Source organism: Cellulomonas sp. T2.31MG-18, assembly GCF_964266755.1.
Taxonomy (GTDB): domain Bacteria; phylum Actinomycetota; class Actinomycetes; order Actinomycetales; family Cellulomonadaceae; genus Cellulomonas.
In genome coordinates, this window is sequence record NZ_CAXWGW010000002.1 from 887,043 (window position 1) to 909,115 (window position 22,073).

Annotated in this window: 19 protein-coding genes and 1 tRNA gene; 13 read left to right on the plus strand and 7 right to left on the minus strand. The window is 74.2% G+C overall.

The genetic code is table 11. From position 1 onward, the window contains the following. Positions 1-173: 173 nt before the first annotated feature. From ACFQTY_RS11930 to ACFQTY_RS11940, 3 genes are all read right to left on the minus strand, one after another. Entirely contained in the window at positions 174-2,333 is a 2,160-nt protein-coding gene (locus ACFQTY_RS11930; RefSeq protein ID WP_378100631.1) for an alpha-galactosidase, read from the minus strand. A 217-nt stretch (positions 2,334-2,550) separates the two neighbouring features. Then, positions 2,551-3,480 (minus strand): aldo/keto reductase family oxidoreductase, encoded by a 930-nt coding sequence (locus ACFQTY_RS11935; protein WP_291763110.1) that lies wholly within the window; start codon positions 3,478-3,480, stop codon positions 2,551-2,553. 31 nt (positions 3,481-3,511) lie between these two features. Continuing rightward, the gene (locus ACFQTY_RS11940) at positions 3,512-4,378 is read right to left on the minus strand and encodes an aldo/keto reductase (protein ID WP_378100633.1); all 867 of its coding nucleotides are present in this window, start codon (positions 4,376-4,378) and stop codon (positions 3,512-3,514) included. A 137-nt stretch (positions 4,379-4,515) separates the two neighbouring features. On the opposite strand from ACFQTY_RS11940, the gene ACFQTY_RS11945 reads away from it, so the two are divergent. Beyond that, positions 4,516-5,460 carry a LysR family transcriptional regulator gene (locus ACFQTY_RS11945; RefSeq protein WP_291763107.1) on the plus strand — a complete coding sequence of 315 codons (945 nt, stop codon included), beginning with the start codon at positions 4,516-4,518 and terminating at the stop codon, positions 5,458-5,460. A gap of 50 nt (positions 5,461-5,510) precedes the next feature. Here the strand turns inward: ACFQTY_RS11945 and ACFQTY_RS11950 are convergent, their stop codons facing one another. From ACFQTY_RS11950 to ACFQTY_RS11960, 3 genes are all read right to left on the minus strand, one after another. Continuing rightward, positions 5,511-5,732, minus strand: a complete 222-nt coding sequence (locus ACFQTY_RS11950; RefSeq protein ID WP_378100636.1) for a hypothetical protein — start codon at positions 5,730-5,732, stop codon at positions 5,511-5,513. Between the two features lie 288 nt (positions 5,733-6,020). Beyond that, positions 6,021-6,093: transfer RNA gene (locus ACFQTY_RS11955), tRNA-Arg, on the minus strand. Positions 6,094-6,169: 76 nt separating this feature from the next. After that, positions 6,170-6,826, minus strand: a complete 657-nt coding sequence (locus ACFQTY_RS11960) for a FadR/GntR family transcriptional regulator (RefSeq protein WP_378100638.1) — start codon at positions 6,824-6,826, stop codon at positions 6,170-6,172. 165 nt (positions 6,827-6,991) lie between these two features. Between ACFQTY_RS11960 and argS the strand changes: the two genes are divergently transcribed. The 6 genes from argS to rho all read left to right on the plus strand — a co-directional run bounded on the left by argS (position 6,992) and on the right by rho (position 15,939). Continuing rightward, on the plus strand, positions 6,992-8,671 hold the full coding sequence (argS, locus tag ACFQTY_RS11965; RefSeq protein WP_378100640.1) for an arginine--tRNA ligase: 1,680 nt from the start codon (positions 6,992-6,994) through the stop codon (positions 8,669-8,671). Further along, the gene (gene lysA / locus ACFQTY_RS11970; protein ID WP_378100642.1) at positions 8,668-10,029 is read left to right on the plus strand and encodes a diaminopimelate decarboxylase; all 1,362 of its coding nucleotides are present in this window, start codon (positions 8,668-8,670) and stop codon (positions 10,027-10,029) included. Before argS ends, lysA begins: the two co-directional genes overlap by 4 nt. Positions 10,030-10,155: 126 nt before the next feature. Further along, a complete protein-coding gene (locus tag ACFQTY_RS11975; RefSeq protein WP_378100644.1) occupies positions 10,156-11,469 on the plus strand; it encodes a homoserine dehydrogenase in 1,314 nt (437 codons plus the stop codon). After that, positions 11,469-12,560 (plus strand): threonine synthase, encoded by a 1,092-nt coding sequence (thrC, locus tag ACFQTY_RS11980; protein WP_378100647.1) that lies wholly within the window; start codon positions 11,469-11,471, stop codon positions 12,558-12,560. Before ACFQTY_RS11975 ends, thrC begins: the two co-directional genes overlap by 1 nt. Positions 12,561-12,563: 3 nt before the next feature. Further along, positions 12,564-13,502, plus strand: a complete 939-nt coding sequence (gene thrB / locus ACFQTY_RS11985) for a homoserine kinase (protein ID WP_378100649.1) — start codon at positions 12,564-12,566, stop codon at positions 13,500-13,502. A 334-nt stretch (positions 13,503-13,836) separates the two neighbouring features. Next, positions 13,837-15,939 carry a transcription termination factor Rho gene (gene rho / locus ACFQTY_RS11990; protein ID WP_378100651.1) on the plus strand — a complete coding sequence of 701 codons (2,103 nt, stop codon included), beginning with the start codon at positions 13,837-13,839 and terminating at the stop codon, positions 15,937-15,939. Between the two features lie 45 nt (positions 15,940-15,984). Here the strand turns inward: rho and ACFQTY_RS11995 are convergent, their stop codons facing one another. Then, the gene (locus ACFQTY_RS11995) at positions 15,985-17,154 is read right to left on the minus strand and encodes a glycosyltransferase family 4 protein (RefSeq protein WP_378100653.1); all 1,170 of its coding nucleotides are present in this window, start codon (positions 17,152-17,154) and stop codon (positions 15,985-15,987) included. Positions 17,155-17,325: 171 nt separating this feature from the next. Between ACFQTY_RS11995 and rpmE the strand changes: the two genes are divergently transcribed. The 6 genes from rpmE to ACFQTY_RS12025 all read left to right on the plus strand — a co-directional run bounded on the left by rpmE (position 17,326) and on the right by ACFQTY_RS12025 (position 22,001). Then, on the plus strand, positions 17,326-17,538 hold the full coding sequence (rpmE, locus tag ACFQTY_RS12000; protein WP_378100655.1) for a 50S ribosomal protein L31: 213 nt from the start codon (positions 17,326-17,328) through the stop codon (positions 17,536-17,538). 132 nt (positions 17,539-17,670) lie between these two features. Beyond that, positions 17,671-18,771 carry a peptide chain release factor 1 gene (gene prfA / locus ACFQTY_RS12005; RefSeq protein WP_378100657.1) on the plus strand — a complete coding sequence of 367 codons (1,101 nt, stop codon included), beginning with the start codon at positions 17,671-17,673 and terminating at the stop codon, positions 18,769-18,771. Further along, entirely contained in the window at positions 18,768-19,751 is a 984-nt protein-coding gene (gene prmC / locus ACFQTY_RS12010; protein ID WP_378100659.1) for a peptide chain release factor N(5)-glutamine methyltransferase, read from the plus strand. Before prfA ends, prmC begins: the two co-directional genes overlap by 4 nt. Then, complete coding sequence (locus ACFQTY_RS12015; protein WP_378100661.1) at positions 19,748-20,416, plus strand: L-threonylcarbamoyladenylate synthase; 669 nt, start codon at positions 19,748-19,750, stop codon at positions 20,414-20,416. Before prmC ends, ACFQTY_RS12015 begins: the two co-directional genes overlap by 4 nt. Continuing rightward, positions 20,413-21,522, plus strand: a complete 1,110-nt coding sequence (locus tag ACFQTY_RS12020) for an MraY family glycosyltransferase (RefSeq protein WP_291763077.1) — start codon at positions 20,413-20,415, stop codon at positions 21,520-21,522. Before ACFQTY_RS12015 ends, ACFQTY_RS12020 begins: the two co-directional genes overlap by 4 nt. Beyond that, positions 21,522-22,001: a hypothetical protein gene (locus ACFQTY_RS12025; RefSeq protein ID WP_378100663.1), complete on the plus strand. Its 480-nt coding sequence runs from the start codon at positions 21,522-21,524 to the stop codon at positions 21,999-22,001. Before ACFQTY_RS12020 ends, ACFQTY_RS12025 begins: the two co-directional genes overlap by 1 nt. Positions 22,002-22,073: the final 72 nt, after the last annotated feature.

The window sequence follows — 22,073 nt, forward strand, 5'->3', positions numbered from 1 at the left end:
GGTCTGTCTTGGCGACATCTCGACGCTAGGGGCGGGGGCCCGGCCGGACGGCGGGGCAAAGGTCCTGACGGTCGTCCCAGGTGTTGTGACGAGGACCCGTCACGCCTCCGTTCCGGGACCTGGGTCCTGGGATGTATGCGGTGGAACGGCCCGGAACGGTCCGGAACGGCCCGTCAGGCCGGCCGGACCTCCTCGGCGGTCAGGTGCAGAACCAGCGCCTGGAACGGCCACAGCACGGGCAGCTGCAGGCCGACCTCGCCCAGCACCCGACCGGGCAGCCGCACCTGTCCGGCGGACAGCCACGGCGGGATGATCCAGCCGGCCTGCGGGGAACCGATCTCGTCGCGCACACGGACCTGGTACAGGCGCGCGGGGTCGAGGCCCGGCAGCCGTACGGGCTCGGGCAGCGCCTCCTCGAGGGCGGCCACGGTGGCGACCGTGAACACCGCCTCGTCCCGGTCCGCCGCCACCACACCGGTGATCCGCAGCGCCGGGTCCACCGGGTCGGCGTGCACCGCCGTGCCGGTGTGCAGCAGCGGCCGCAGCTCCGTGTACACGGCGGCGAACCGCCGCAGGGCTGCCGTCTCGGCCTCGTCGCACCCCGCGATGTCCCACTCGAGCCCGGCGGAGCCCATCAGCGCGGTGGCCAGCCGGTACGGCAGGTCGATGGTGCGACCGGAGCTGTGCGCGGTCGGCGGTCCGACGTGGCCGCCCACCAGCTCCGGCGGCAGCAGCAGCTGGGTCCAGCGCTGGATGTCCTGGCGCTCGACGGGGTCGTTGGAGTCCGACGCCCACACCCGGTCGGTCACGGCGAGGATGCCGAGGTCGGTGCGGGCGCCGCCGGACGAGCACGACTCGATCTCGAGGCCGGGGTGGTCGGCCTTGAGCCGGGCGATCAGGGCGTACGTGGCCAGCGTCTGGGCGTGCGTGCCCGGCCGGCCGGCGTGCACGGGTTCGACGAGGTCGCGGTTGTGGTCCCACTTGATGAAGCCGATGCCGAGCCGGCTCACCAGCGCGTCGATCTGCCCGTGGACGTGCTCCCAGGCCGCCGGCTCGGCGAGGTCCAGCACGTGCTGGTTGCGCCACGAGACGCCGTCGGGCGCCGCGAGCGGCCGCGCGTGCAGCAGCCACTCCGGGTGCGCGCGCGCCAGGTCGGAGTCGAGGTTGACCATCTCGGGCTCGAACCACAGGCCCAGCTGCATGCCGAGGGAGTGCACCAGCTCGGCGAGCGGCTCCAGCCCGTGCGGCCACACCGACGGGTCCACCACCCAGTCCCCGAGGCCGCGGGTGTCGTCCCGACGGTCGTGGAACCACCCGTCGTCGAGCACGAACCGCTCGACGCCGACCTCCGCGGCGCGGCGGGCCAGCGCCGCCAGCCGCTCCGGGTCGTGGTCGAAGTACACCGCCTCCCAGGTGTTGAGAACGAGGGGCCGAGGCGAGCGGGGGTGCTGCGGGCGGGCCCGCAGCCAGGTGTGGAACCGACCCGAGACGCCGTCCAGCCCCGTGTCCGACCAGGCGAAGTACGCCACCGGCGTGCGGTACTCCTCGCCGGGAGCCAGCCGGACCTCGCCGGGACGCAGCAGCTCGCCGGCGCCGAGCAGGGTGGTGTGGTCCGTCAGCCGGTCGACCCGGTGGGTGACGTCGGCGCTCCAGCCGAGGTGCACCGCCCACACCTCGCCGTGGCGGTCGTGGGGTGCGCCGGTCGAGGCCAGCGTGGCCCACGGGGAGTCGTGACCGGCGCGCCCGCGGCGCGAGGTGCGGGTGGTGCTGCCGCGCGGCATGGGCGTGGTCTGCGGCACCTTCTCGCGGGTCCACCGGCCGGCGAACGTGGTCACGTGGTCGGCTCGCCGCGGCACGGGAAGGGTCGCCTCGAGCCAGGCGACGTCCACGGTGCCCGGTCCGTCGTTGGTCAGCGCGTGCTCGACCAGCACGAGGCCGCCCGCGCCCACCTCGATCCGGGTGCGCAGCAGCAGGCCCTCCGCGGCGGCGGCGACCTCGACGACGGCGGCGCCGCGATCGACGGCCCGGACGGTCCAGCGCGGGAAGAGCGGTGCGCCGTCGCGGGTGAGCAGCACCCCGGGGCGACCGGGCCAGCCGTCGCCCTCCTGCGGCAGGACGGTGAGGCCCCACGCGCCGTCGAGCGCACCCGGCGGCGTCTGACGGGAGGTGGCCGCGTCGATGCCGGCCAGGTCCTCGTCCGACAGCGTGCCGAGGTCCGCACCCCAGTGCCGCACGGTGGGAAGCCCGCCCGCCTCGTGGGCGACCACGACGGCGACGCCGTCGCGGCGCAGCACCGTCCACGCCGGGGGAGCGGGATGCGAGGGAACGGTCACGGAGCACCTCTCGGGGGGACATCGGCGCGCGCGCACCGTCGCGCGGCCATCATGGCGGACCTCCGCCGACCGGCGCACCGGTGTGCCGCCGCGCGGGCACGGCCGCGCGGGTGCGGCCGTGCCTGGCCCGCCGACCGCGACGACCTGCACCGGTCTGAGCGCGACCGAGCCCGGCCGGGACGGACCCGACCGGGCTCGGCTCTGCCGTTCACGCGCCTCAGGGGACGATGTACCCCGCCGCGGTGAACAGCTCGTACCACTCCGCACGGCTCAGCTGCAGGTCCGAGCCGGCGGCGGCGTCCGCCACCCGGTCCGGTCGGGTGGTGCCCAGCACCACCTGCATCTGCGCCGGGTGCCGGGTGATCCACGCCGTTGCGATCGCCGTGGGCGTCACGTCGTGCTCCGCCGCGAGGCGGTCGATCACCGCGTTGAGCTCGGGGTACTCCGCCGAGCCGAGGAACGGCCCCTTGAAGAAGCCCGCCTGGTAGGGCGACCACGCCTGCACGGTGATGTCGTTCAGCCGGCAGTAGTCCAGCACGCCCAGGCTGCGGTCCACGGACTGCTGCTCGTCCCGCATGTTCATCGCCACACCCTGGGCGACGATGTCGGCGTGCGTCAGCGACAGCTGCAGCTGGTTGGCCACCAGCGGCTGGCGGACGTACCGGCGCAGCAGCTCGATCTGCCCCGGCGTGTGGTTGGACACCCCGAAGTGGCGCACCTTGCCGGCCGCCTCGAGGTCGTCGAACGCCCGGGCCACCTCCGCGGGCTCCACCAACGCGTCCGGCCGGTGCAGCAGCAGGATGTCGATGCGGTCGGTGCCCAGCGCCGCGAGCGAGCCGTCCACCGACTCCACGATGTGCTCGTAGGAGAAGTCGAACCCGGCGCCGCGGACGATGCCGGCCTTGGTCTGGATCACCAGCTCGTCCCGGTCGGCGGGCGTCAGCCGCATCGCCTGGGCGAACCGCTCCTCGCACTCGTGCAGGCGGGTGCCGTACACGTCGGCGTGGTCGAGGAACGTGATGCCGGCGTCGCGGGCGGCGGCCAGCAGAGCCCGGATCTCCTCGTCCGACTTGTCGGCGATCCGCATCAGCCCGAGCACGACGTTGGGCACGGTCAGGTCCGTGCCGGGCAGGGTGAACGTCTTCATGTCAGCGTCTCTCCCGTGGGCTCGGGCCGGCTCAGGCGCCGGCGCCGGACAGCAGCGCGACCTCGTCGGCCGAGAGCTGCAGCTCGGCGGCCTTGACGGAGTCCTGGATGCTCGTCGGGCGCGACGCCCCCGGGATCGGGATGACGACGGGCGCCAGCGCGAGCTCCCACGCGAGCGTCACCTGCTGCGGGCTGACGCCGTGCGCGTCCGCGACCTGCTGGAACGCGCCGTGCCGCGAGCCGACCTCACCGGCGCGGGCGATGCCGCCGAGCGGGCTCCAGGGCAGGAAGGCGATGCCGAGCTGGGCGCAGTGCTCCAGCTCGCCCTGCGACGAGCGGAAGGCGGGGGAGAACTGGTTCTGCACGGACACCAGCCGGCCGCCCAGCAGCTCGTTGGCCTGGTCGATCTGCGCGACGTTCGCGTTGGAGATGCCGGCGAGCTGGATCACGCCCTCGTCGAGCAGCTGGACGATCGCGCCGATCGAGTCGGCGTAGGGCACCGTCGGGTCGGGACGGTGGAACTGGTACAGGCCGATCGCCTCGACCCCGAGCCGCTTGGCGGATGCCTTGGCCGCCTCGAGCAGGTGCTCCGGACGGCCGTCCTGGGTCCAGGAGCCGTCACCGGGGCGCAGGTGGCCGCCCTTGGTGGCGACCAGCACCTCCGAGGTGTCCCCGCCGTACGTGCGCAGGGCCTTGGCGATCAGCTCCTCGTTGTGACCGACCTCGCCCGCGAGCAGGTGGTACGCGTCGGCGGTGTCGATCAGGGTCACGCCCGCGTCGAGGGCGGCGTGGATCGTGGCGATCGAGCGGGCCTCGTCCGGCCGGCCCTCGATGGACATCGGCATGCCGCCGAGGCCGATCGCGCTGACCGTGCGGGGGCCGAGGGTGCGCTGCTGCATGGGGGAGAGCCCTTCGTCGTCGTCGGCCCGGCCGATGGTCCCGGACCGTCGTCCTCGACCCTAAGGAGGGCTAATCTAGAAGTCCAACGACTACGAGTGATGCCAGTTATGAGCGTCACTCATGAAAGAGGCCATCGATGGATCTGCGGCAGATGGAGCACCTCGTCGCCCTGGCCGACGAGCAGCAGTTCACGCGCGCCGCCGCGATCTCCGGCGTCTCGCAGTCCGGGCTGTCCGCGTCGATCAAGGCGCTCGAGGACGAGCTGGGCACCTCGCTGTTCACCCGGACGACCAGGCGCGTCGAGCCGACCGACGCCGGCATGGCCCTGCTGCCGTACGCCCGCTCGATGCTCGCGCAGGCGGCCGCGGGCCGCGACGCCGTGGTGCGGTCGACGCGAGAGCTCGCCGGCTCGCTGCGCGTCGGCGCCGAGCAGTGCCTCGGCGTCGTCGACGTGCCCGCCGTCCTCGAGCGGTTCCACCGGCGGTACCCGTTGGTCGACATCCACTTCGCCCAGGCCGGTTCGCACGAGCTGGTCGGACAGGTGCGCGCCGGCGAGCTGGACCTGGCGTTCGTGGCCACCACCGAGCACGTCGCCACGGTCGCGCGGACGGTGATCGACCGGCGTCCGATCGTGCTGCTGGTGCCGCCCGAGCACCGGCTGGCGGGCAGCAGCCGCGTCGACTGGGCGCAGCTGGACGGCGAGGACTTCATCGACTTCCAGGACTCCTGGGGGGTGCGATCGCTGAACGATGCGGCCTGCCACGCGCACGGCGTGCGGCGGCGGGTGCGCTGCACGGTCAACGACATCCACACGCTGCTGGACCTCGCGCACCGCGGGCTCGGCATCGCGCTGGTGCCGCAGCACATCGCGGCCAAGCCGCAGGCAGCCGGCCTGGTCACGGTGCGCCTGCCGCAGGACACGACCCCGGAGTGGGTGGTCTCGGTGGTGAGCAGCCCGACGCCGGCCGCCGCGTCGCTGGCACCCCAGCTGCTGGAGCTGCTGGAGCCGTGCGCGGTGGACGTCGTCGCGAGCGGCGCAGCGGCGGGACCGGCCGACGACGAGCGCCTGGTGCTGGCCTGACCCTGCCTCTGCGGGCCTGACCCTGCCGCGGCGCCAGGCGTTCAGGAAGGTCAGGTGTTGAGGAAGCTGGCGGGGTCGTCGTCGGACCCCGTCTCCTGCGGCATCGAGATCGCCTCGCGGGGATCCGTCTCCGGCGACGTCTCCGCCGCGCGGACCTCGTCGATCTCCGGGTCCGTCACGGCGTCCGGGGTGTCGTCCGGCACCCTGCCCGCGGTCTCGTCCGGTGCCGCGTCCGATGTCAAGTCCGGGGTCATGTCCGGTGTCTGGGTCATCACGGGCTCCTCAGGTCGAACCGTCGGTCCCCTCCGACCCTAGGTTCGATCGTCCTGGGGCGCCCGTCCGGAGTGTGGGCCGGACATGGCGCGGCCCCCGCCGGCAGGGGGTCCGGCGGGGACCGCAACGAATCTGGACGCTAGTCCTGTAGCGGCGCTCAAGGGGCCGGTTCACGGACCGGGATCGACAGGATCACCCGGGCGAACGCACCCCGGCGGCATCCCGGCCACCCCACCGCCCGGTACGACGAAGCCCCGGCCACCGCTGCGGTGACCAGGGCTTCAACGTGCCCGCGACTGGACTCGAACCAGCGGCCTTCTGCTCCGGAGGCAGACGCTCTATCCACTGAGCTACGCGGGCCTGTCGCCGTCAGCCACCCGGACGATCGCTCCTCCGGGCGCGCCGCGACGCGGACACCGAGACTACCAGCCGGTGCTCACTGGTCAGGGACCAGGTCGGACAGGTAGGTGGAAGTCTCGTCGACCGCCCGCGCGTCGTTGCCCGCGACGATCGCGTCGATCAGCCCGTCGTGGGCGTCGTGCCCGTGCGCGTCCTCGCCGATGAAGTTGAACCGGATGTTGTCGCCGATCGCGTCGATCAGGTTCTCGTACAGCGAGAGCAGCACCGGGTTGGCGGCCGTCTCGACGATGGCACGGTGCAGCGCGAGGTCCGTCTCCACCATCTGGTCGAGGTCGCCGGCCAGGTACGCGGCGGAGCGGGCGTCGCGGCGCGAGACCAGGGTGGCGGCATCGGTGGCGGTCCGACGACGGGCAGCGAGCCGCGCCGCCTCGACCTCGAGCGCCCGACGCACCTCGACGACGTCGCGTTGACGCGCCTCGGCGATCTGGCGGCTCATGCTGACCGCCATCTCCGAGCTGGACAGCACGTAGGTGCCCGAGCCCTGCCGCCGCTCCAGCAGCCCGGCGTGCACCAGCGACTGCACCGCCTCGCGCACCGTGTTCCTGCCCACGCCGAGCAGCTCCACCAGCGCCGGCTCGGGAGGGATCCGGGTGCCCACGCCCCACTCGCCGGAGACGATGCGGGAGCTCAGCTGTTCGACCGCGCTGTCGATCAGACCGGTACGTCGCGCCATGGGGACAGTGTGCCTGCATCGAGCCCCTGCCCGGGACAGGTCGTCCGACGTCTCATCCCAGGTGCTGTCGACCGGGTGCATCCGACGCCTCACCTGCGCGGGCGATGCTGGCGGGTCGCCCGGACGCCGACCGGGCGTCCACGTGCTGCTCGGTAGGCTGACGCGGTGACCCCCGATCAGCTCGCGCAGGCCGTGCGCGCCGCTCTCCTGGCCGCCGTGGACGACGGCAGCCTCGCCCTCGACCCCGCCGAGATCCCGGCCGAGGTGCACCTCGAGCGACCCCGTCAGCGCGAGCATGGCGACTGGTCGACCAACGTCGCGATGCAGCTGGCGAAGAAGGCCGGCGCCACGCCGCGTGCCCTGGCCACCGACCTGGCGGGCCGCCTGGAGCAGACGCCGGGCGTCGCCTCCGTCGAGGTGGCCGGCCCGGGCTTCCTCAACATCCGGCTCGACGCGGCCGCCGCCGGCGAGCTGGCCCGCACCATTGTCGACCAGGGGCCTGCGTACGGTCGCAACACCTCGTTCGACGGCGTCGCGGTCAACCTGGAGTTCGTCTCGGCGAACCCGACCGGTCCGCTGCACATCGGCGGGGTGCGGTGGGCCGCGGTCGGGGACAGCCTGGCGCGGGTGCTCGAGGCGTCGGGTGCCACGGTGACGCGCGAGTACTACTTCAACGACCACGGCGCCCAGATCGACCGGTTCGCCCGCTCGCTGCTCGCCCGCTCGCGGGGCCAGGAGGCCCCGGAGGACGGCTACGGCGGGCAGTACATCACCGACATCGCGGAGCAGGTCGTCGCCGACGCGCTCGCGGCGGGCGAGCCGGACCCCCGGGCGCTGCCGGACCGGGAGGCGACCGAGGCGTTCCGTGTGCGGGGCGTCGAGCTGATGTTCGCCGAGATCAAGCAGTCGCTGCGCGACTTCGGCGTCGAGTTCGACGTCTACTTCCACGAGGACTCGCTGCACGAGTCGGGTGCCGTCGACCGGGCCGTGGAGCGGCTGCGCGCCGCAGGCCACATCTACGAGAAGGACGGCGCGGTCTGGCTGCGCACCACCACGTTCGGTGACGACAAGGACCGGGTGGTGATCAAGTCCGACGGCGAGGCTGCGTACATCGCCGGTGACATCGCCTACTACCTGGACAAGCGGGAGCGCGGCGCCGACCGCGTGGTGATCATGCTCGGCGCCGACCACCACGGGTACATCGGCCGGATGATGGCGGTCTGCGCCGCCTTCGGGGACACCCCGCACGTCAACCTCGAGCTGCTGATCGGCCAGCTGGTCAACCTGGTCAAGGACGGCGAGCCGGTCCGGATGAGCAAGCGCGCCGGCACGGTCGTCACCATCGACGACCTGGTCGACGCGGTCGGCGTCGACGCCGCCCGGTACGCCCTCGCCCGCTCGTCGACGGACTCGGCGATCGACCTCGACCTCGACCTGCTGGCGAAGGCGACCAACGAGAACCCCGTCTTCTACGTGCAGTACGCCCACGCGCGCACGGTGAACGTCGGCCGCAACGCCGCCGACTCCGGGGTGCGCATCGAGGACGGCTTCGACGCCTCGCTGCTGGACCACGAGTCCGAGGCGGTGCTGCTCGGCCGGCTCGCGGAGCTCCCGCGCGTCGTCGCGGCCGCCGCGGAGCTGCGGGAGCCGCACCGCGTCGCCCGCTACCTCGAGGACCTCGCCGGCGCCTACCACAAGTGGTACGACCAGCGCCGCGTCACGCCCTTCGGCGACGAGGACGTCTCCGACGTGCACCGCACGCGCCTGTGGCTGAACGACGCGACCCGTCAGGTCCTGGCCAACGGGCTGGCGCTGCTGGGTGTGAGCGCGCCGGAGCGGATGTGACCGGCCCGCTCGGGGAGCCGTGGTCGTCCGGCACCACGAGGGCGGCGGACGGGTCGCTGTCGGTCGCGGGCGTGGGCGTGCACGAGCTCGCCGCGCGGTACGGCACGCCCGCCTACGTCCTGGACGAGGCGGACCTGCGGGCGCGGGCGCGGGGCTTCCGCTCGGCGTTCGAGCGGGCCTTCGCGGCCCTCGGGTGCGAGGTGGACGTCTACTACGCCGGCAAGGCGTTCCTGTCCCGCGCCGTCGCGCGCTGGGTGCACGAGGAAGGGCTTCGCGTCGACGTCGCGACGGGAGGTGAGCTCGCCGTCGCGCTCGCGGCCGGCGTCCCGGGCGAGCACCTCGGCATGCACGGCAACAACAAGTCGGACGACGAGATCGCGGCGGCCCTCGACGCCGGTGTCGGACGGCTGGTCGCCGACTCGCTGGTCGAGATCGACCGGCTCGCCGCCGCGGCCGCGGCCCGGGGACTGGTCGCACCGGTGATGGTGCGGGTGACCACCGGCGTGCACGCGGGCGGCCACGAGTACATCTCCACGGCGCACGAGGACCAGAAGTTCGGCCTGTCGATGACGGCCGGCCCGGACGGCGGCGACAGCCCGGCGATGACCGCACTGCTCGCGGTGCTGGACCGCCCGTCGCTGCGGCTGCTCGGCATCCACTCGCACATCGGCTCGCAGATCCTCGACCCGGCCGGGTTCGAGGTCGCCGCGCGGCTGGTGCTCGAGCTGCGTGCCGCGCTGGCGGCACGGAGCGGCGTGCTGGTCGAGGAGGTCGACCTCGGCGGCGGGTACGGCATCGCGTACCTGCCCGGCGAGGCGCCGATGGATGCGGACGAGGTCGCCGACGGCGTCGCAGCCGCTGTGGCGGCCGCAGCCCGGGACACCCGGACGGCGCTGCCGCGGTTCTCGGTGGAGCCCGGGCGGGCGATCGTCGGGCCGGCGGGTCTGACGCTCTACACGGTCGGCACGGTCAAGCCGGTGCGTCTCGACGACGGACGCGTGCGGACCTACGTGTCGGTGGACGGCGGGATGAGCGACAACATCCGCCCCGCCCTGTACGGCGCGCGGTACCACGCAGAGGTCGTCGGGCGCTCGTCCGGTGCTGACACCGTGCTGGCGCGCGTGGTGGGCAAGCACTGCGAGAGCGGCGACATCGTCGTGCACGAGGTGCAGCTGCCGGGGGACGTGCACGCGGGCGACCTGCTCGCGGTGCCGGCGACGGGGGCATACGGGAGGTCGATGGCCTCGACCTACAACCTGGTGCCGCGGCCCCCCGTGGTCGGCGTGCGCGACGGTGCGGCCCGCGTGCTGCTGCGCCGGGAGACCGTCGCGGACCTGCTGGCGCTCGACGAGGGCTGATCCACCCGGTCCCGGCCGTCGCTGTGCGGCGCCGGAGCCGGTGCGCCCGACCCCTGATCGGCCCGGACACCGCCGCGACGGCGGCCCGTATCGTATGCGCCGACACCCCCACGAGGAGAGGTACCCGTGAGCGCTGCGCCCACCTCCGGACCGTTGCGCGTGGCCGTCCTCGGCTGCGGCGTGGTCGGCACCCAGGTGGTCCGGCTGCTCACCGAGCAGGCCGACGACCTGGCCGCGCGCATCGGGGCGCCGCTGACGATCGTCGGGGTGGCCGTCCGCAGCCTCGACGCCGAGCGTGACCCCGTCGTGGACCCCGCCCTCCTCACCACCGACGCGCAGTCCCTGGTCCGCCGGGCGGACGTGGTGGTCGAGCTGATGGGTGGCATCGAACCCGCCCGCAGCCTGATCCTCGAGGCGATCTCCCACGGTGCCGCGGTGGTGACCGCGAACAAGGCGCTCCTCGCGCAGGACGGTCCGACGCTCTACGCGGCGGCGGAGGCGGCCGGTGTCGACCTGTACTTCGAGGCGGCCGTCGCCGGCGCCGTCCCGGTGGTGCGCGCGGTGCGCGAGTCCCTCGCGGGCGACGGTGTGCGGCGCGTGCTCGGCATCGTCAACGGCACCACCAACTACGTGCTCGACCGGATGGCCGCCGAAGGTCTCGACCTCGACATGGCGGTCAAGGAGGCGCAGGCGCTCGGCTACGCCGAGGCGGACCCGACGGCGGACGTCGAGGGGTACGACGCCGCGGCGAAGGCCGCCATCCTCGCCTCGCTCGCGTTCCACACGCGGGTCTCGCTGGACGACGTCGGCCGGGAGGGCATCACGGCCCTGACCGCGGACGACGTGGCGTGGGCGACGCGCACCGGCCACGTGCTCAAGCTGCTCGCCATCGCGGAGCGGGTGCACGACGAGGAGACCGGCCGGGACGGCGTCCTGGTGCAGGTGCACCCGTCGCTGGTGCCGGAGGGGCATCCGCTGGCCAAGGTCGGCGGCTCGTTCAACGCCGTGTTCGTCGAGTCCGACGCCGCCGGGGAGCTGATGTTCCTCGGCCGTGGTGCCGGCGGCGCCCCGACCGCCTCCGCGGTGCTCGGCGACGTCGTCTCGGTGGCGCGGCACCGCGTGCTCGGTGGCAAGGGTCCGGTGGAGTCGTCCTACGCGGACCTCCCGGTGCTGCCGGCCGGTGCGGGCCGCGCCCGGTACCAGGTGCGCCTGGACGTGGAGGACCGTCCGGGTGTGCTGGCCCAGGTGGCCGCCCTCCTCGCCGAGCACGAGGTGTCCATCGAGGCGGTGCGCCAGTCGCCCGCCGCCGGCGATGCCGCGCACCTGGTGATCACCACGCACATCGCGTCCGAGGCGAACCTCCGCGCCACCGTCGCCGCCATCGCGGAGCTCGCCGTGGTGCGAGCCGTGCTGTCCGTCCTGCGAGTCGAGGGAGCCTGATGGCCCACCAGTGGCGCGGCGTGATCGCCGAGTACGCCGACCGCCTCCCCGCCCACGTCCAGCAGAAGGTGGTCACCCTCGCCGAGGGCGGTACGCCGCTGGTGCCGGCCCCCGTGCTGTCCGCCCGGATCGGTGCGGAGGTGCACCTCAAGGTCGAGGGCATGAACCCGACCGGCTCCTTCAAGGACCGCGGCATGACCACCGCGATCTCGGCGGCGGCCGGCCGCGGCGCCAAGGCGGTCGTGTGCGCGTCCACCGGCAACACGTCCGCCTCGGCCGCGGCCTACGCCGCGCGCGCGGGCATGGTCTGCGCCGTGCTGGTGCCCGACGGCAAGATCGCGATGGGCAAGCTGAGCCAGGCCGTCGCCCACGGCGCCCGGCTGCTGCAGGTGGACGGCAACTTCGACGACTGCCTGGTCGCGGCCCGCAAGCTCGCCGAGGCGTACCCGGTCGAGCTGGTGAACTCGGTCAACCCCGACCGCATCGAGGGCCAGAAGACGGCGGCCTTCGAGATCGTCGACTCGCTCGGCGACGCCCCGGACGTGCACGTGCTGCCCGTCGGCAACGCCGGCAACATCACCGCGTACTGGAAGGGCTACCGCGAGTACGCGGGCCTCGACGGCGGGTCGGGCCTCCCGGCCGTGGCGAGCCGCACCCCGGCGATGTGGGGCTTCCAGGCGGCCGGCGCCGCACCGATCGTGCTGGGCCACCCGGTGGACGCCCCGGAGACGATCGCCACGGCCATCCGCATCGGCAACCCCGCGTCGTGGGCGCAGGCCGAGGACGCGCGGGACACCTCGGGCGGTCTCATCGAGTCGGTGACCGACGAGCAGATCCTGGCCGCGCACCGGTTCCTGTCCGCGCAGGAGGGCGTGTTCGTCGAGCCCGCGTCGGCCACCGGCGTCGCCGGCCTGCTGGCGCTGTCGGAGGCGGGTCGTATCCCGGCCGGCCTGCGGATCACCGTCACGGTGACCGGGCACGGCCTGAAGGACCCGCAGTGGGCGCTGCGCACGGCCGACGGCGGTGACGTGCAGCCCGTTCGCGTGTCGGCGGACGTCGTGTCCATCGCCGACGCCCTCGGCCTGGGCTGAGCGATGCGTCTGGCCGCCGACCGGGTGCACGTCCGCGTGCCCGCCACGAGCGCGAACCTCGGTCCCGGCTTCGACGCGCTCGGCGTCGCGCTGTCCCTGCACGACGAGCTGGAGGTGCGCGCCGTCGGCTCGCCGGGCGCCACGGTCGAGGTGTCCGGGGAGGGCGCCGGGCAGGTGCCCGACGACGAGAAGCACCTGGTGGTCCGGGCGGTCCGTCTGGCGCTGGACCACGTCGGCGCCTCGCAGGTGGGCCTGCACCTGGTGTGCCGCAACCGCATCCCGCACGGGCGGGGCCTGGGGTCGTCCGCGGCCGCCGTCGTCGCCGGCGTCCTGGCCGCGCGCGGCCTGATCAGCGACCCCGAGGCGCTGGACGACGACACCTGCCTCGCCCTGGCGACGCAGATGGAGGGACACCCGGACAACGCGGCTCCCGCACTGCTCGGGGGTGCGACCGTCGCCTGGTCCGACGACTCAGGGGTCCGGGCCGCCCGGCTGCCCGTGCATCCCGACGTGCTACCGGTGGCCGTGGTGCCGCCGCAGCACCTGTCGACGCGGACCGCACGCAGCGTGCTGCCCGCCCAGGTGCCGCACGGCGACGCCGCGTTCGAGGCCGGCCGTGCCGCGCTCCTGGTCGAGGCGCTCGGCCGTCGGCCGGACCTGCTGCTGCCCGCCACCGAGGACCGGCTGCACCAGGAGTACCGACGCGCCGTGATGCCGGACTCGCTGGCGCTGGTCGGGGCGCTGCGGCGGCAGGGGATCGCCGCCGTGGTGTCCGGCGCGGGCCCCACGGTGCTGGTGCTGGCGCGCCGCACGGCGGACGGCGGTACCGATGCGGACGCGGCGATCGCGGCGGCGTTCGGCGGCGTGATGGCCGGCTGGCGGGTCTTGCCCCTGCCGGTGGACCCGCGCGGGGCCGTGGTCGAGCGGTCCCCGCTCCACTGACCGGCGTGGCCGCTGCCAGCACCGACGCGGCCGTCCACGCCGAGCGACGCGCGGCCGTCGGGACGTCCGCCGGTGCTAGCATCGTGCCGTTCCCCGGACCTCGTCCTCATCGCAGGAGCGACGGTTTCGCGGCCCCGGCACGGTCGGGACCGCCTGGACCGGTGCACCAGCACCCCGCACACGTTCGGCACGAGTCGACGAACGGGAACGCCCCGCCCACGTGAGCTGACGTCGTCGAACGTCTTCCGTGCGGCTCCACCACCGCCCGGTCCTGGACCGGGCGACGGCCGGCCCGACGAGCGTCGGGAGGCCCGACGAGGGGGAAGGGTCCTTCGTGACAGACACCATCGACACCGCCGTGACGAGTTCCGGCGGTACCGCCCGTTCCGGGGGGCTGTCCGCCCTCCGGCTTCCGGAGCTGCAGGCCATGGCGGCCCAGCTCGGCGTGAAGGGCACCTCCAAGATGCGGAAGGGCGAGCTGGTGCAGGCGATCGGCGCCGCACGCGGCACGGCGGGCCCGGCATCGCAGGAGAGCCGCCCGCGGGAGGTGCAGCGGGTGGCCGCCGAGCCGTCCGTCGCACCCCAGACCACGGCAGCGCTCGCGTTGCCCGAGCGCGCGGACGAGACCGCGGTCCGGACGACCGAGCGGGCGGAGCGGCAGCCCCGGCGCGCGGCGCGGCCCGTGCGCGCACCCCTCGGTTCCGGAGACGACGAGGCGCGCCCGGTCCGTGGCGCGCAGGACGCGCTCGCGGGCCTCGAGGCAGCGCTCGACGCCCGGACGACGGCGCACCAGGACGACCGCGAGGACCGGGCGGCCCGTGCGGCCGAGGCCGTGGTCGGCGTCAACGCCGAGCGCCGCAGCCGCCGCGCCGGTCGCGGTGCCGGTGCACCCGTCCGTGCCGACGAGGCGGACCGCGTGGAGCCGCGCGCCGCCGAGCCCACCGCCGAGACCGGGGCCGAGGGTCCGGGCCGCCCCGACGAGGAGCGTCAGAGCGGTGAGCGGCCGGCTCAGGACCGCCTCCGTTACGAGCGCGAGGGCTTCGTCCGCGGCGACCGTCAGCAGCGCGTCGAGCGCACGCAGGGCCCGGTCGGGCAGGGCGAGCGCACCGACGTCGGCGACGACGGCGAGGGCAACGGCCGTCGTCGTCGGTCCCGGGACCGCTACCGCGACCGGGACCGTAAGCGCGGCCGCGGCCGGGGTCCCAACGGTCCGGACGTGCTCGGCCTGGACAACGAGGTCGAGCTGTCCGAGGACGACGTGCTGCTGCCCGTCGCGGGCATCCTCGACGTGCTCGAGTCGTACGCCTTCGTGCGGACCAGCGGCTACCTGCCGGGTCCCCACGACGTGTACGTCAGCCTCGGCCAGGTGAAGAAGGCCGGGCTGCGCCGCGGTGACGCGATCACCGGTGCCGTCCGCCAGCCCCGTGAGGGCGAGCTGCCGCCGGCGGGCAACCGGCCGAACAAGTTCAACGCGCTGGTGCGGCTCGACACCGTCAACGGCCTGACGCCGGAGCAGGCCCGCCAGCGGCCCGAGTTCGGCAAGCTGACGCCGCTGTACCCGCAGGAGCGCCTGCGCCTGGAGACGGAGCCGACCCGGCTGACGCCCCGCGTGATCGACATCGTCGCGCCCATCGGCAAGGGCCAGCGCGGCCTCATCGTCGCGCCGCCCAAGGCGGGCAAGACGATCATCATGCAGCAGATCGCCAACTCGATCACCGCGAACAACCCCGAGGTCCACCTCATGGTCGTGCTCGTCGACGAGCGCCCCGAGGAGGTCACCGACATGGAGCGGACGGTGAAGGGCGAGGTGATCGCCTCGACCTTCGACCGGCCCGCGTCGGACCACACGATCGTCGCCGAGCTGGCGATCGAGCGGGCCAAGCGCCTGGTCGAGCTGGGCCAGGACGTCGTGGTGCTGCTCGACTCGATCACCCGGCTGTCCCGCGCCTACAACCTCGCGGCGCCGGCCTCCGGGCGCATCCTGTCCGGCGGTGTCGACGCGGCGGCGCTCTACCCGCCGAAGAAGTTCTTCGGCGCCGCGCGCAACATCGAGAACGGCGGCTCGCTGACGATCGTCGCGTCCGCGCTCGTGGAGACGGGCTCGAAGATGGACGACATCATCTTCGAGGAGTTCAAGGGCACCGGGAACATGGAGCTGCGGCTGTCCCGGTCGCTGGCGGACAAGCGGATCTTCCCGGCGGTGGACGTCAACGCGTCCGGCACCCGCCGCGAGGAGATCCTCATGTCCACCGACGAGCTGAAGATCGTCTACAAGCTGCGCCGCGTGCTCGGAGCGCTCGACCAGCAGCAGGCGATCGAGCTGCTGCTCGGCAAGCTGCGCGAGACGAAGTCGAACGTCGAGTTCCTGCTGCAGGTGCAGAAGACGACCCCCGGTGGCCCCTCGATCCTCGAGGACACCATCGGCCGCACCGTCTGACGCCGTCCCGCCCGCACCGGACCACCGGTGCGGGCGGCCACCGCGTCAGCGCCCGGCCGCCCGCACCGCCCGGCGGTACACCGCCTCGACCTGGTCCATGACCAGGTCGGCGTCGAACCGGTGCACGGCCGCGCGCTGACGCCGGACGGCGGCGGCGCGATCCTCGTCGTCCGCGTCGACCCAGCGTGCCAGGGTGCGCGCGAGCGCACGGATGTCCCGCGCGTCCACCAGCTGCTCCTCGACGCCCGCCATCGTGGTGCGGTATCCGGCGTTGTCACCCGCCAGCACCGGGCCGCCGGCGCAGGCCAGCGCCTCGACCACCGAGATGCCGAAGCTCTCGCCGCCCGTCGAGGGCAGGACGACGAGCCCGGCGCCGGCGAGCAGCTGCGCCTTCTCCTCCTCCGCCACGAACCCCGGCATGCGCACCCGCTCCGTCAGACCGCCGGTGCGCACCGCACGGTGCAGCTCGTCGACCAGCGGCCCCCCGCCGGCCAGGGTGAGGGTCCACGGCCGGCTCGTCATCCGCTCGTGCTCCATCAGCGTCAGCGCCGCGACCAGCTCCCGGGGGCCCTTGCGCTCCACGAGCCGCCCGAGGAACACGATCTCGGTGGTCCGGCCGGCGGTCGGCTGCACGGGTCCCGCGGGGAACGCCGACAGGTCCAGCGGCATGCCGATCGCGGTCGACGTCACCCCGAAGGCCCGCTGGGCGAACTCGCCGGCCGGCTCGGACAGGGCGATCACCTCGTGGAACCGCCGCAGCGTGCGCCGCTCCGCCAGCCCGAGCGCCCGCGTGGCCAGGGCAACGCGGGGGGAGTCCGGCAGGATCAGGAACGTCCCGACCACGGCCACGTCGGCAGCGGCCCGCCGCACCACCCGCCCGGTCAGCAGGGGGGAGTGCGGCAGCTGCACGTGCAGCACGTCGAACGGCACCTGCGCGAGCAGTCGGCGCACCGAGGCGGCCGAGGCCGGCAGGGGCGTCCGGACCACGTTGCCGTTGACGCGCACACCGAGGTGACGGCCCAGCACGTGGAGGTTCTCCAGGTCCGTACGACGGGTGGTGGAGGCGACCAGGTGCACGGTGTGCCCTCGTGCCGTCAGGTGCCGGGCGAGCGCCAGCACGTACTGCTGCACACCGTCCGGACGGTCGAGCCCGTCGTCCAGCAGCAGACCGATGGTCAGCGGCCGCCCCTCGTCGGACGGGGGCGAGGCGGACATCCGCCCAGGATAGGTGGGGGACGGAGGCGGGGTCGCCGGCGGCCGACGGCCGGTCCGCCGGGATGATTTCGGGCCGGTCCGTGGTTCTGGCATCATTGTCTGTCGGTCTGCCGGTTCACCGGCGCAGCACCTGCGTCCGGACCCGGAGACATCCCCGAACAGGAGATCCCCGTGAAGTCTGGTATCCACCCGCAGTACGTGCCCACCACGGTGACGTGCACGTGCGGCAACACCTTCGTCACCCGGTCCACCGTGACCAAGGGTGAGATCCACGCCGACGTCTGCAGCGCCTGCCACCCGTTCTACACGGGCAAGCAGAAGATCCTCGACACCGGTGGCCGCGTGGCCCGGTTCGAGGCCCGCTACGGCAAGAAGCAGGCCTAGCACCTCGACAGCGCCGGCGCCTCGGCGCGGACCCGCCCCTCCCGGGGCCGTCCGCCCCGGGCGCCGGCGCTGTCGTGCTGTCCGGGGTCGTGCGCCGCGACCCCGCGTGAACGGTCGACCGGGAGGTCACGCATGAGCGGGTCGTTCGACGCCTTGCAGCCGGTGCTCGACGAGCACGCGGCCATCGAGGCCCGGCTGTCCGATCCGGCGGTGCACGGCGACCCGGCGGAGGCGCGCCGGCTCGGTCGCCGGTACGCCGAGCTGGGCCGGGTGGTCGGCGCCTACCGGGTGTGGCGGGCCGCCGACGACGACGCGCGCGCAGCCGCCGAGCTGGTGGAGCTCGCCGAGGGTGGCGAGGCCGCGGAGCTCGCGGCGGAGCTCCCGGCGCTGCAGACCGCGGCCGACGAGGCCGCCGAGCGGCTCCGGCGGGTGCTCGTACCGCGGGACCCCGACGACGCGCGCGACGTCATCCTGGAGATCAAGGCGGGGGAGGGGGGCGAGGAGTCGGCGCTGTTCGCCGCCGACCTACTGCGGATGTACTCGCGGTACGCGGAGCGGCAGGGGTGGGCGACGCAGGTGCTCGACGCGACGGAGTCCGGCCTCGGCGGGTACAAGGACGTGCACCTCGCCGTGAAGGCGCGCGGCACCGTCGCACCGGAGGACGGGGTCTGGGCGCACCTGAAGTACGAGGGCGGCGTGCACCGCGTGCAGCGCGTGCCGGTGACGGAGTCGCAGGGCCGCATCCACACGTCGGCGGCGGGAGTCCTGGTGCTGCCGGAGGCCGACGACGACTCCGAGGTCGACATCGACCCCGGCGACCTGCGCATCGACGTGTTCCGGTCATCCGGTCCCGGCGGGCAGTCGGTGAACACCACCGACTCGGCGGTGCGGATCACGCACCTGCCCACGGGCATCGTCGTCTCGATGCAGAACGAGAAGTCGCAGCTGCAGAACCGGGAGCAGGGGATGCGCGTGCTGCGCGCGCGGCTGCTCGCGGCGCGTCAGGAGGAGGTCGCAGCGGCGGCGCAGGAGGCCCGGCGCTCCCAGGTCCGGACGGTCGACCGGTCGGAACGCATCCGCACCTACAACTTCCCCGAGAACCGGATCGCCGACCACCGCACGGGCTACAAGGCGTACAACCTCGATGCCGTGCTCGACGGCGACCTGGGCCCCGTGGTGCAGTCGGCGATCGACGCGGACGAGGCGGCCCGGCTCGCGGCCGCCACCTCGTGACGCGCGACGGCGGTCCGGCCGGGGCAGCCGACGCCGGCCGCGCCGCCGGGCTGCGCCCCTTCGTCGACGCCGCGACGCGGCTGCTGCTCGAGGCCGGCGTCGCCTCCCCGCGGCACGACGCGCTCGCGCTCGCGGCGCACGTGCTCGGCCGGGACCGCGTCGACCTCGTCCTGCCGCCCGAGCTGCCGGCCGACTTCGCGTCGCGGTTCGCCGAGCTGGTGGAGCGTCGCAGGCGGCGCGAGCCGCTGCAGCACCTGGTCGGTAGCACCGGGTTCCGGTACCTGACGCTCACGGTGGAGCCCGGCGTGTTCGTGCCCCGCCCCGAGACGGAGGTGGTCGCCGGCGTCGCCGTCGAGGAGGCCGCCCGGGTGGCGGCCGGCGGGACCGAGCCGGTCGTCGTCGACCTGTGCTGCGGGTCCGGCGCGATCGCCGTCGCGGTGGCCACCGAGGTGCCGACCGCCCGGGTGACCGCGGTCGACCTCTCCGAGCAGGCGGTCGCACTGACCGCCCGCAACGGCGCGGTGGCCGGTGCCGAGCACCTGGTCGCTCTGCACGGCGACGTCGCGGACCCCGCGCTGCTGCCCGGACTGGCCGGCCGCGTGCACGTCCTGGTGGCCAACCCGCCGTACATCCCACCGGACGCCGAGCCCGTGGACCCGGAGGTGCGGGACCACGACCCGGACCTGGCCCTGTACGGCGGCGGGGTCGACGGCCTCGACGTGCCGCGCGCCGTGCTGGGCGCGGGTGGCCGGCTGCTGGTGCCCGGTGGTCTGCTGGTGATGGAGCACGCCGAGGTCCAGGCGGCGGCCGCGCGGGACGCGGCGACCGCGACCGGGCTCTACGCGGACGTCCGGACGCAGGACGACCTGACCGGCCGGCCACGGATGCTCGTCGCGCGCCGCACCCGCCTGCCCGAGCCGTCCGGCGCGGCCCATCTCGATGAGCGGCGCCGGCCCGACGTGGGAGACTCGCGGCCGTGACCGGCGAGCAGATCCTGGACGCGACGGACCCGGTGGCGTGGGGCCCGGCCCTCGACGAGGCCGTCAACGCGCTGGCGCGCGGCGGTCTCGTGGTGCTGCCGACGGACACGGTGTACGGCGTGGGGGCGGACGCGTTCACCCCGGCCGCCGTGCAGGCCCTGCTGGACGCCAAGGGCAGGGGCCGGCAGATGCCGCCGCCGGTCCTCATGCCGGACGTGCGCACGCTGGACGGTCTCGCCCGCGACGTGCCGGAGGCGGCCCGGGCGCTGGCGGAGGCCTTCTGGCCGGGCGCGCTGACGATCATCGTGCACGCCCAACCGTCGCTCGCCTGGGACCTGGGGGAGACCCACGGAACCGTCGCGCTGCGGGTGCCGGACCACGCGCTGGCGCTCGCGCTGCTGCGGCGCACGGGCCCGCTCGCCGTCTCGAGCGCCAACCTGACCGGGCAGCCGTCGGCGGTGACGGCGCAGGAGGCCGCCGAGCAGCTCGGGGACGCCGTGCCGGTGTTCCTCGACGGCGGCCCGACGCCCGGTCCCGTGCCCTCCACCATCGTGGACGCGACGGGGGACCGCCTCCGGGTCGTCCGGCTCGGCTCGATCAGCCTCGAGCAGCTGCGCGAGGTGGCGGACGTCGACGAGCCCGCGCGGGAGGACCCCGCCCGGTGAGGGTCTACCTGCTCGTCCTCGTGCTGACGGCGGCAGTGACGTACCTGATGACGCCGCTGTCCCGGTGGCTCGCCCTGCGCTGGCACGCGATCACCGCGGTGCGGGACCGGGACGTGCACGCCGTCCCCACGCCTCGGCTGGGCGGCACGGCGATGTACCTCGGCCTGCTGGTGGCCGTCCTGGTCGCCAGCCGGCTGCCGTTCCTGGCCTCGGTGTACGCCAACCCTCGGCCGCTGATCGGGATCGTGGGCGGCGCGACGGTCGTGGTGCTGCTCGGGGCGGCCGACGACGTGTGGGACCTCGACTGGCTGACCAAGCTGATGGGCCAGGTACTCGCGGCCGGCTTCATGGCGTGGCAGGGCGTGCTGCTGTACCAGATGCCCCTGTTCGGGGTGACGGCGTGGTCCACCCGCATCTCGATCTTCGTCACGGTGCTGTCGGTGGTCGTCGCGATGAACGCGGTCAACTTCGTCGACGGCCTCGACGGGCTGGCCGCGGGCGTGCTCGCGATCGGCGGCAGCGCCTTCCTGCTCTACAGCTACCTGCTGACGATGGGCTCCAACCCCGGCGACTACGCGAGCCTGGCGACCCTCGTGCTCGCCGTCCTGGTCGGCATGTGCGCCGGTTTCCTGCCGCACAACCTGTACCCGGCCAGGATCTTCATGGGCGACTCCGGCTCGATGCTGCTCGGGTTCGTCATGGCCGCCGCCGCGATCATCGTCACGGGGCAGATCGACCCGCAGTCGGTCTCGCAGCGCGCCTCGTTCCCGGCCTACCTGCCGATGCTGCTGCCGCTCGCGGTGCTCGTCCTCCCGCTGCTGGACATGGCGCTGGCCGTGGTCCGCCGGGTGGGCGCGGGCAAGTCGCCGTTCCACCCGGACCGCCGGCACCTGCACCACCGGCTGCTCGCGCTCGGGCACTCGCACCGCCGCGCGGTCGCGATCATGTACCTCTGGACCGGTGTCTTCGCGTTCGGCGCCGCCGCCCTGGTGCGCTGGTCGACGACGACCGTCCTGATCGGCGTCGGCATCGCCGTGCTCGCCGCCGTCGCCCTCACCCTCGGCCCGCTGCGCGGCCGGTCGACCCCCCACCCGGAGGCACCCTGATGACCGCACCTGACGACGGCGCGCTGCCGGACCCCGACCCCGCGGCCCCGACCGCGGAGCCGACGGCCGCGGACGCGGTCTTCCGCCGCGCGCTGCGCGACACCGTGCTGCTCCTCGTCGCCCTCACCGTGCTCGGCGTGGTGGTCGGAGCCCTCGTCTCCGGCCTGCCGGGCGTCTGGGGCGCGCTGATCGGCGTGGGGCTGGCTGCCGTGTTCTCCGGCACCACGGTCGTCGCCATGCTGCGCACCACCCGCTCGGCACCGCAGGTGATGGCCGGGGTGGTGATGGGCACCTGGCTGGCCAAGGTGCTCGTCGTGATCGTCGCTCTCGCGCTGCTGCGCGGTCTGGACTTCTACTCGGCGCCGGTGCTCGCGGGCGTGCTCGCGCTCGGTGCCATCGGCTCCGCCCTGCTCGACTACCGAGCGGTCTCGACGGGGCGCGTACCGTACGTCGAACCGGGTGACGGGGGTCGTCGGTGACCCTCCTGAACCCTGCGCAACGGACCTTCGGCCATGGGTTAGGCTTGCCAACATCCATGACGGCCGGGGTGC